Annotated in this window: 10 protein-coding genes and 1 pseudogene; all 11 read right to left on the bottom strand. The window is 71.2% G+C overall.

Annotated features, from left to right (window positions below; all coding sequences use genetic code 11):
* Nucleotides 1-28: 28 nt before the first annotated feature.
* Nucleotides 29-901 (bottom strand): type II secretion system minor pseudopilin GspK, encoded by an 873-nt coding sequence (gspK, locus tag SZ55_RS22285; RefSeq protein WP_330217337.1) that lies wholly within the window; start codon nucleotides 899-901, stop codon nucleotides 29-31.
* Nucleotides 894-1478 carry a type II secretion system minor pseudopilin GspJ gene (gene gspJ / locus SZ55_RS22280; RefSeq protein WP_044411843.1) on the bottom strand — a complete coding sequence of 195 codons (585 nt, stop codon included), beginning with the start codon at nucleotides 1476-1478 and terminating at the stop codon, nucleotides 894-896. Before gspJ ends, gspK begins: the two co-directional genes overlap by 8 nt.
* The gene (gspI, locus tag SZ55_RS22275) at nucleotides 1475-1843 is read right to left on the bottom strand and encodes a type II secretion system minor pseudopilin GspI (RefSeq protein WP_082078315.1); all 369 of its coding nucleotides are present in this window, start codon (nucleotides 1841-1843) and stop codon (nucleotides 1475-1477) included. Before gspI ends, gspJ begins: the two co-directional genes overlap by 4 nt.
* On the bottom strand, nucleotides 1830-2342 hold the full coding sequence (gspH, locus tag SZ55_RS22270) for a type II secretion system minor pseudopilin GspH (protein WP_044411840.1): 513 nt from the start codon (nucleotides 2340-2342) through the stop codon (nucleotides 1830-1832). The genes gspI and gspH overlap by 14 nt, the downstream gene beginning before the upstream one ends.
* Nucleotides 2342-2776 (bottom strand): type II secretion system major pseudopilin GspG, encoded by a 435-nt coding sequence (gene gspG / locus SZ55_RS22265; protein ID WP_044411837.1) that lies wholly within the window; start codon nucleotides 2774-2776, stop codon nucleotides 2342-2344. The genes gspH and gspG overlap by 1 nt, the downstream gene beginning before the upstream one ends.
* A gap of 14 nt (nucleotides 2777-2790) precedes the next feature.
* Nucleotides 2791-4005: a type II secretion system inner membrane protein GspF gene (gspF, locus tag SZ55_RS22260; protein WP_044411834.1), complete on the bottom strand. Its 1215-nt coding sequence runs from the start codon at nucleotides 4003-4005 to the stop codon at nucleotides 2791-2793.
* A 1-nt stretch (nucleotide 4006) separates the two neighbouring features.
* Nucleotides 4007-5476 carry a type II secretion system ATPase GspE gene (gene gspE / locus SZ55_RS22255; RefSeq protein WP_044411831.1) on the bottom strand — a complete coding sequence of 490 codons (1470 nt, stop codon included), beginning with the start codon at nucleotides 5474-5476 and terminating at the stop codon, nucleotides 4007-4009.
* Nucleotides 5473-7371 (bottom strand): type II secretion system secretin GspD, encoded by a 1899-nt coding sequence (gene gspD / locus SZ55_RS22250; RefSeq protein WP_044411828.1) that lies wholly within the window; start codon nucleotides 7369-7371, stop codon nucleotides 5473-5475. The genes gspE and gspD overlap by 4 nt, the downstream gene beginning before the upstream one ends.
* The gene (locus tag SZ55_RS22245; protein WP_052807645.1) at nucleotides 7368-7928 is read right to left on the bottom strand and encodes a type II secretion system protein N; all 561 of its coding nucleotides are present in this window, start codon (nucleotides 7926-7928) and stop codon (nucleotides 7368-7370) included. The genes gspD and SZ55_RS22245 overlap by 4 nt, the downstream gene beginning before the upstream one ends.
* A gap of 3 nt (nucleotides 7929-7931) precedes the next feature.
* Nucleotides 7932-8447, bottom strand: a complete 516-nt coding sequence (locus SZ55_RS22240) for a cytochrome b (RefSeq protein WP_044411827.1) — start codon at nucleotides 8445-8447, stop codon at nucleotides 7932-7934.
* 71 nt (nucleotides 8448-8518) lie between these two features.
* A pseudogene (locus tag SZ55_RS28380) lies at nucleotides 8519-9063 on the bottom strand (N-acetylglucosamine-binding protein GbpA); the annotation flags it as partial.

Raw genomic sequence — 9063 nt, 5'->3', positions numbered from 1 at the left:
GACAGGTGGAGCCAGGCGTGCACGGGGGTCACTCCGTCGTTGAAGGGGATGGGAGCACCTGGCGACGCAGCACCCGCAGGTGCCCGTCCTGTTCCAGGCGCAGGTCGCTGGCCAGGTGCAGACGGCGTTCGCCCAGCTCGGCCAGCAGGTGGATGCGGAAGAAGCGGCTGTCCACGGCCAGGCCCGGGGCGCGCACTTCGCGGCCCTGCAGCAGGGGCAGTTCGAGGAAGTCCTGCACCGTGGCCCAGCCGTCGGCGGGGCGTGCCTGCACCAGGGTGCGGGCGAGGGACGGGTCGAGGCCTTCCAGGCTCGCCAGCTGCACAGCCGAGGCGGTGTTGAGGTTGAGGGACGCGCCGCCGAGGGTGGCCACGTGGGGCGCCAGGCGGGCGAAGTCCTGAGGGGCGAGGTCGCCCAGGCGCAGCAGCTCGCTGGCGTCCAGCAGGCCCTGGGCCTTGCCGCCGGGGCCGGGCCGGGTGGGCAGGCGTGCGGGGTCGTGGGCGGGCACGTCGAGCTGGGCCAGCAGGCGCTGGTAGCGGGCGCGCTGCAGGTCGCTGCGGCCGATCCGCAGGTGGTCGAGGTCGAAGCGGCCGGCCAGGTCTTCGATGCGCACCTGCACCTGGCCGCCGCCCAGGTCCCAGCGCTGTGGCGTACGTGCCCAGCCCTGGCCGAGGTGGACCTGGGGCGGGTCTTCGCGGTTGGCCAGGTCGTCCCGCAGTTGCTGGCGGGCCCAGGTCTCGCCGCTCAGGGCCATCTGCCAGAGGTGCTGCTGGTCCAGCTGGCGGGCGGTGGCAGCCAGGCTCAGGCGCTGGCGGGCGAGCATGTCGGCCACCACCAGGGTCACCAGGGCGGTGACCAGCAGCACGCTGAGCAGGGCGACGCCGCGCTGGCGGTGTTCAGTCATCACGCTGGCCCTCGCTACCGGGCAGGAGGATCACCCGGCGCAGCTCCGGGTAGCCCGGTGCGTCGAGCACCAGGTCCACGGCGGCCGGCAAGGCCAGGGCGCCGCCGCTGGCAGGCCAGCTGTCGTGGCGCGCGCCTTGGGCGTCGATGTAGCCCAGGCGCAGCAGGGTGACGCCCTGCAGCAGGCGCTGGCGGCGGGTGGCGCCGTCGTCGGGGTTGCGGAATTCGCGCCACCATTCGCCGTCTTCCCACTGGTGGCTCACCAGCAGCAGGTCGCTGCGGGGCTGGCCGAGGGGGTTGGCCGCGCCACCGCGCAGCAGGCGCAGGCGGTCGTCTCGGCCGATCAGCGCCTGGCGCCGGCTGGGGTCGTCGGGCAGGGGGCGGGGCACGGCCTGCCAGAGGTCGCGCTGGAGGATGTCCAGGGCCCGCTGCAGGCTGCGCAGTTGCTGTTCGTGCAATTCGATGCGCTGTTCGCTGTGCAGCACCCGCTGCAGCAGCTGGTAGCTGGCCAGGCCGAGCAGGCTGAACAGGGCGATGGCGATCAGCACTTCCAGCAGGGTGAAGCCGCGCTGGGTCATGGGCGGGCCTCGATGAAGCCGTTCAGGCGCGCGCGGGTCACCGGCGGCCGGCCGGGCACGGCGACGGCCACGTCCACTTCCAGCAGGCGCGGGTCGGGGGCGTTGCCCACTTCCACGGCCAGCAGCCATTCGCGGCCGGCGAAGGCGATGCGCTCTTCCCGGTGGCCCATCTGCGGCGCCAGCAGGCCGACGCGCAGTTCGTTGAGGCGGTTGTCCGCCAGCCAGTTGGCGAGGCTGCGTTCCACCAGCCCGGCGCTGTTGCGGGCGACGTGGGTGGCGGCGCTGTAGAGGGCGACGGAGAGGGTGGCGAAGATCGCCAGGGCGACCATCACTTCCAGCAGGGTGAAGCCGTCAGAGCGTTTCAACGCGCACCTCCTCCAGGCCGTCGCTGGACAGTTCCAGCATCGGCCGGCCGCGCAGTTCGATCTGCAGGCTGAAGGGCGTCAGCTCGTCACTGGAGAGCACCAGCAGCTGCGGGCCGGGGCCGGGCACGGGGGCGCCCAGGCCGGGGGCCTGCTCGCCCAGTTCCAGGTGCAGGCGCAGGCTGTCGGGCAACTGCTGCGGGCGGTAGTCGCTGGCCGGGATCCAGCGGCCGTCGGTGTCCAGGCGGTGCACGGAGTAGCCGTCGGGTTCGATGCGCACGCCCAGCTCCTGGCGCTCCAGCATGGCGTCCTCGCGCAGCAGGCCGAGCAGGCTGCGCAGGCGCTCGGCTTCGCGCTTGGCGTGCTGCGGGCCGTGGTCGCTCTGGGCGAGGGTCAGGGTGCTGGCCAGCAGGCCGACCATGAGGATCACCACCAGCACTTCCAGCAGGGTGAAGCCTCGGCCCTGGCGAGCCGGCGGGGTGCGGTGGTGCCAGCGCTGCATCAGAGGTCCCAGTTGCCGATCTCGGCATTCAGGCCTTCGCCGCCGGCACGGCCGTCGGCACCGAAGGAGAACAGGTCGTAGGCGGTGCCCCGGCTGCCGGGCACCACGTACTGGTAGGGGTTGCCCCAGGGGTCGACGGGCAGGCGCTTGAGGTAGCCGTCGGGGTTCCAGTTGCGCGCGGCCGGGGTGCCGCTGGGCTTGCTGACCAGCGCTTCGAGGCCCTGCTGGGTGCTGGGGTAGCCGTGGTTGTCGAGCTTGTAGATGTCCAGCGCCATGGCAATGGCCTTGATGTCGCTGCGGGCGGCGGTGACCTTGGCCTGGTCCGGGCGGTTCATGATCTGCGGGACCACGAGTGCGGCGAGGACGCCGAGGATGACCACGACGACCATGATTTCGATCAGGGTGAAACCCCGTTGCCGGTTGCGGGTGTGCATGGGTGTGCCTGCCTTCAGGTGATGAGTTGGTTGAGGCTGAGGATGGGCATCAGGATCGCCAGGACGATGAGCAGCACGCTGGCGCCCATGAACACCAGCATCGCCGGCTCGAACAGTCCGACGAGCATGGCGATGCGGTTGGCCAGCTGGGTTTCCTGCTGGGTGGCGGCGCGGTCGAGCATGGCGTCCAGCTCGCCGGAGCGCTCACCGCTGGCAATCAGGTAGAGCATCATCGGCGGGAAGTGGCCGCTGCGCTCCAGTGCCCGGGTCAGGCCGCCACCTTCTCGCACCGAGCGCGCCACGTCTTTGAGACTCGTCCGAATCCGTTGGTTGGCCACCACTTCGGCGGCGATTTCCAGGGCGTCCACCAGCGGTACGCCGCTGCGCCCGAGGATGGCCAGGGTGCTGGTGAAACGGGTGCAGTTGCTCGCCCGCAGCACCTTGCCCACCACCGGCAGGCGCAGCTGCAGGCCGTGCCAGGCCAGGCGGGTGGCGGGGCGGCGCAGGGCCAGGTGCACGCCCACCGCTGCGCCGGCGACGAGCAGCAGCATCAGCAGGCCGTGGGCCTGCAGGCCGGCGCTGGCGGCGATCAGGCCGCGAGTCAGGGCGGGCAGCTCCTGGCCGCTGTCGATGAACACCTTGACCACGTCCGGCACCACGAAGCCGAGCAGGAAGCCGACGATGCCGAAGGCCGCCACCAGCAGGATGCTGGGGTAGAGCATGGCCAGCTGCAGTTGCTGGCGCGCCGCCTGGCGGGCCTCGGTGTAGTCGGCCAGTTGCATCAGCACCTGGGCCAGGTGGCCGGCGCGCTCCCCGGCGGCCACGGTGGCGCGGTACAGCGCCGGGAAGGCGCGGGGGAACTCGGCCATGGCGCGGGCCAGGCCGTGGCCCTCCAGCACCCGCGCGCGGATGGCCAGGACCATGGCCTGGTGGGCGCGCTTCTCGCACTGGGCGGCGACCGCCGCGAGCACCTCTTCCAGGGGCAGGGCGGCCTGCACCAGGGTGGCCAGCTGGCGGGTCAGCAGGGCCAGGTCGGCGGTGGACAGCCCCTGGCGGTTGCGCCCCGGGGCGCCCTCGCGCGGGGTGCTGCCCCGGTGGTTCCTGAGCTTGAGCGGCACCAGGTTGCGCTCGCGCAGCAACTGGCGCGCCTGGCGCTCGCTGTCGGCTTCCTGCACGCCGCGCAGCTTGCGGCCGCCCGGGTCCATGGCGAGGTATTCGTAGGCGGCCATCTCAGTCCTCCCGGGTGACGCGCAACAGTTCTTCGAGGCTGGTCACGCCGGCCAGCACCTTGTCGCGGCCGTCCATGAACAGGCTGGGGCCGTGGCGGCGGGCGTGGCGGGTCAGTTCGGCCTCGCCGGCGCCCTGGTGGATCAGCTGGCGCAGGGCTTCGTCCAGCAGCACCAGTTCGTAGAGGCCCTGGCGGCCGCGATAGCCGCTGTGCTGACAGGCGTCGCAGCCCACCGGGTGCCAGAGCGTGGGGCGCGCCTGCGGGTCGATGCCGAGGTGCTCGCAGGCAGCGTCGTCGGCGGGGCCGGGCTGCTTGCAGTGGGGGCAGAGCACCCGCACCAGGCGCTGGGCCAGCACGCCCACCAGGGAGCTGCACAGCAGGAAGGGCTCGACGCCCATGTCCACCAGGCGGGTGACGGCGCCCACGGCGCTGTTGGTGTGCAGGGTGGAGAGCACCAGGTGGCCGGTGAGCGAGGCCTGCACGGCGATCTCGGCGGTTTCGTGGTCGCGGATCTCACCCACCATGACCACGTCCGGGTCCTGGCGGAGGATGGCCCGCAGGCCCCGGGCGAAGGTCATGTCCACCTTGGTGTTGACCTGGGTCTGGCCGATGCCGGGCAGGTGGTACTCCACCGGGTCCTCGATGGTGAGGATGTTGCGGGTCTGGCTGTTGAGGCTGGCCAGGCCGGCGTAGAGGGTGGTGGTCTTGCCCGAGCCGGTGGGGCCGGTGACCAGCAGGATGCCATGGGGGCGCGCCAGGGCGCCTTCCAGGCGGCTGCGGGTGCCGGGGTCCATGCCCAGGCGGCTGAGGTCGAGGCGGCCGGCCTGCTTGTCCAGCAGGCGCATCACCACCCGTTCGCCGTGGGTGGAGGGCAGGGTGGAGACGCGCACGTCCACTTCGTGGCCGGCGATGCGCAGGGCGATGCGGCCGTCCTGGGGGATGCGCTTCTCGGCGATGTCCAGCCGCGCCATGACCTTGATCCGCGACACCAGCAGCCCGGCCAGTTCACGGCGGGGCTGGAGGATCTCGCGCAGCAGGCCGTCCACCCGCAGGCGCACGGAGAGGTGGCGTTCGAAGGTCTCCAGGTGGATGTCGGAGGCCTTGGCCTTCACCGCCTCGGCGAGGATGGCGTTGATCAGGCGGATGATCGGCGCGTCGTCTTCCTGCTCCAGCAGGTCGGTGGTCTGCGGCAATTGCTCGGCGAGGCTGGCCAGGTCGTCCTGGCCGGCCATGGCGTCGCCCAGGCCGTCGGCCACTTCGCGGGCGTCGTTCTGGCCGTCCTGGTAATGGCTGGCCAGGGCCTGGGCGAAGGCCTCGGCGTCCAGCACCCGGGGGCGCAGGGCGCTGCCGTGCTGGCGGCGTACCTCGGCGAGGATCGCCAGCTCGGCGCCGGCCCGGCACAGCAGCTCGCCGCCGTGCAGCAGCACACCGTGGCGCCGGGCGTAGCTGAAGGGCAGGCGCGCGCTGCTCATCGCCCCTTGGCTCCGCGCATGTCCAGCACCTGGCCGCCGTCGTTGTCGAACAGCTGGCGCGGGTCGCTGGGCAGCAGCAGCCCGCTGGGGCCGCGGTCGTTGCTGCGCAGGTTGCGCAGGTCGTTGTACTTGCGCTGGCCGAGTTCGCCGCTCTCCTCGCTGGTGCGCAGCAGGGTGGGGCGCAGGAAGACCATGAGGTTGGTCTTCTCGGTGACCTCCTTGGTGGAGCGGAACAGCCCGCCGATCAGGGGGATGTCGCCCAGCAGCGGCACCTTGCTGACCTGGGTCTTGACGTTGTCCTTGATCAGGCCGCCGATGACGATGATCTGTCCGTCGTCGGCGAGGATGGTGCTCTTGATCGCGCGCTTGTTGGTGATGGCGTCGCTGGTGGTGATGCCCGGCGGGGCGGCCGCCAGCTCGGAGCTCTCCTGCTCGACCTTGAGGCGCAGGCTGTTGCCCTCGTTGATGTGCGGGGTGACCTTGAGGGTCACGCCGATGTCGCGGCGCTCGACGGTGGTGAAGGGGTTGTTGGCCCCGGCCGCGTCGGTGGTGTAGGAGCCTGTTTGGAAGGGCACGTTCTGGCCGACGAGGATCTCCGCCGGCTCGTTGTCCAGGGTCAGCAGGCTGGGGGTGGACAGCAGGTTGTTGTTGGAGTCGCTGGACAGGGCGGTGACCAGGGCGGCGAAGTGGCCGCTGCCGACGCCGATCACACCGCCATCGGGCAGGGTGGGGCGCTTGCCGTCCTGCAGGGTGCCCAGCAGGGAGCCGATGGTCAGGCCACTGCCGCCGAACTGGATGGCGCCGCCGGCGTCGCTGCCACGGCCGGCCCACTGCACGCCGAGGGCGTCGTTGATGTCGCCGCTGACTTCGACGATGGCCGCTTCCACCAGCACCTGGGCGCGGGGGCGGTCGAGCTGGGCGATCACCGCGTCGAGGGTCGCCAGCTGGGCCGGTTCGGCCATCAGCACCAGGGCGTTCTGGCTTTCGTCGGCGCTGATGAGGATGGAGCCGGCGCGGCCTTCCTTGCCGCCGTTGCCCACTTCCATGCGCTTGCCGATGCCGGAGAGCAGGTCGGCCAGTTGCTTGGCGTCGGTGTGGTGCAGGCGCACCACGCGGGTGCCGTCGTTGGCGTTGCCGGGCACGTCCAGCTGGCGGGCGAGGGTGGCCATCTGCTCGCGGGCCTGGCTCGGGCCGACCAGGATCAGCCGGTTGCTGCGGGCATCGGCGATGGCGCGGGCGCCGGCCGGGGCGCCGCTGCCCTGGTTGACGCTCTCGGTGAGGGTGGCGGCCAGGTCGGTGGCCCAGGCGTGCTTGAGGCCAAGGGTGGAGAAGGCGCGCTCGCCGGCGCTGTCCAGCTCGCGCACCAGGGAGCGGATGCGGCCGACGTTGCTGGCGCTGTCGGTCACCACCAGGGCATTGGAGCTGCTGGAGGGGGCGACGTAGGCGTCCACCGCCACCAGCGGGCGCAGCACGGCGGCCACTTCGGCGGAGGTGGCGTTGCGCAGCGGGATGACTTCGGTGACGAACTCGTCGTCGGCCGCCTGCTCGCTGCCGCTGGCCTTGGTCTTGGCGTCGGCCACGGGGACGATCAGCACGCGGTCGCCCTGGTCGAGGGCGGCGTAGCCCTGGCTGCGCAGCACGGTGAGGAACAGCGAGTAGATGCCGGCCTGGTCCAGCGCGCTGCTGGACTGCACGGTGACCTTACCGCTCATGCGCGGGTCGAGGACCATGGTCTTGCCGGTGATTTCGCCGACTTCGCTGACCAGGTCGCGCAGTTCGGCGTCCTTCATGTTCAGCGTCCATTGGCGGGATTCGTTGCGTTCGGCGAACGTGGGCAGGGGGGCGAGCAGGGTGCCAAGCACCAGCAGCGCGCCGGTCACGCGGGGCAGTTTCATGGTCGGGTCTCCGGCGTGTGGGTGGGGGCCCCGTGTGCGGTTTCGGCCGCAGGCGGACGGGGTACGAAAAGGCGGGTTTCAGGGCGCGGGAAACCCAGGCGGTAGTCGCGACCGCCGTGCTGCAGCAGCACGTGGTCGGGGGCGACGGCACGCAGTACGGCGCCGCCGGGCAAACGGTCGCCGATGCGGTAGAAGGCGCTGCCCGACGGGCCGGCGATCAGCGCGCGGGAGTCGGCCTCGCCGCGTTCGGCCAGGCTCGCCATCAGCACCAGCGAGAGGCTGGTGCTGGCGTCTTCGGCGGCCTCTTCGGGGCTACCGCTGGCGGGCAGCACGCCGAACAGCAGGGCCACCAGGGTGCTGTCCAGCGGCGCGGCCTCGGCAGCCACCGGGGCGGCGGCGCTGGGGACCGGCTGGGCCAGCTCGGCGGCCAGGGCCTGGCGGGCATGCCAGGCATCCCGGGCGAGCCAGGCCAGCCAGCCAGCGAGGGCGAGCACGGCCAGGGCCAGCAGGGCCCGGCGCAGCGGCAGGCGGAGGTCGGGACGCAGCGACGGCAGCATGGCTCAGGGCTTCATCCGGTCGAGCACGGCGTGGCCGCGCAGTTGATGGAACACCACGGCGCCGATATGGCCGGCCACCAGCAGGGCCAGCACCACGCAGAACAGGCGATGGCTGCTGTTGAAGAATTCGATGAGTACCGGCTCGGCGAACGGCTGCGGCAGGGTGGCCAGGCCGAACAGGTCGATGGGGCGGTCCATCATCAGCACGCCGGTGGCGAGCACCAGGGCGGTGGCGATGTACAGGGCCAGGTGGCCCGCCTTGGCGAGGAACTGGCCGAGGCCGTTGCCGTGGGCGATGTCGTCAGGGCCGGGCTGGGCCAGGGCGTAGCCGATGCGCAGCACGAAGAACGGGATCAGCAGCGCAGTGAGCGAGACGTTGATGAAACCGATGGCCTCGGACAGGGCCGCCGGGACATCCAGCAGGGCATTGGCGAAGCCGGTGACGGTGGCCCAGAGGATGACCAGCGCCGAACCCCAGTGCAGCAGGGCGCGGGGACGCGAGTAACGAGCAGTGGACATGAACGGTGTTCCCAGGGACATGAAGAGGAGCGTGGCGCCAGGCGCCACGCTCCGTTTGTTGCAGGCTCGGGTTACTTGCGTTTCCAGGCCATGTTCCAGTGGGAGCCCTTGCCGGGTTCGAACTGGGTGGAACCGGTGTTCCACTGCTTGCAGTAGCCTTCAGCCGGGAACGGCAGGCACTCGTAGGTGTTGCCATCCTTCGCCAGTACGGTGGTGCCGGCCTTGTAGCTCTGCAGGCCATCCGGGAAGACGAAGTCGTAGTCACCGGTGCCGGGGGTTTCGCCGCCGCCTTCGCCCGGGTTCTCGCCGCCGCCGTTACCCGGCTCGGCAATCAGGGTGAAGCTGTGGGTCTGCTGCAGCAGGTTGCCTTTCTTCGGCGTGGCGACCACGACTAGGTCGTGTGCACCGGCTTCAGCCTTGTCCAGGGTCATGTGGAAGTGCGGGGTGTTGCCCGGCGCGGCTTCCTTGTGAGCGATGGTCTCGCCCTTGGCGTTCAGCACGGTGGCCTTGATCTGGAACTCGCCGCCTTGTGCGATGGCGTTGAAGTGCAGGTCAGCCTTGCCGTCCTTGATCTGGTAGCTGGAGGACAGACCGGTCAGGTTCAGGGAACCCGGAA

Origin of the sequence: Pseudomonas sp. FeS53a, from assembly GCF_000931385.1 — a bacterium.
GTDB classification, from domain to species: domain Bacteria; phylum Pseudomonadota; class Gammaproteobacteria; order Pseudomonadales; family Pseudomonadaceae; genus Metapseudomonas; species Metapseudomonas otitidis.
Note: the sequence above shows the minus strand (reverse complement) of the source record. Positions and strands in the feature narration are given on the sequence as shown.

Bases quoted from the DNA above. Each gene is read 5' to 3' on its own strand.
- gspK (WP_330217337.1), bottom strand. From the start codon at position 901: ATGACTGAACACCGCCAGCGCGGCGTCGCCCTGCTCAGCGTGCTGCTG.
- gspJ (WP_044411843.1), bottom strand. From the start codon at position 1,478: ATGACCCAGCGCGGCTTCACCCTGCTGGAAGTGCTGATCGCCATCGCC.
- gspH (WP_044411840.1), bottom strand. From the start codon at position 2,342: ATGCAGCGCTGGCACCACCGCACCCCGCCGGCTCGCCAGGGCCGAGGC.
- gspG (WP_044411837.1), bottom strand. From the start codon at position 2,776: ATGCACACCCGCAACCGGCAACGGGGTTTCACCCTGATCGAAATCATG.
- gspF (WP_044411834.1), bottom strand. From the start codon at position 4,005: ATGGCCGCCTACGAATACCTCGCCATGGACCCGGGCGGCCGCAAGCTG.
- gspE (WP_044411831.1), bottom strand. From the start codon at position 5,476: ATGAGCAGCGCGCGCCTGCCCTTCAGCTACGCCCGGCGCCACGGTGTG.
- gspD (WP_044411828.1), bottom strand. From the start codon at position 7,371: ATGAAACTGCCCCGCGTGACCGGCGCGCTGCTGGTGCTTGGCACCCTG.
- SZ55_RS22245 (WP_052807645.1), bottom strand. From the start codon at position 7,928: ATGCTGCCGTCGCTGCGTCCCGACCTCCGCCTGCCGCTGCGCCGGGCC.
- SZ55_RS22240 (WP_044411827.1), bottom strand. From the start codon at position 8,447: ATGTCCACTGCTCGTTACTCGCGTCCCCGCGCCCTGCTGCACTGGGGT.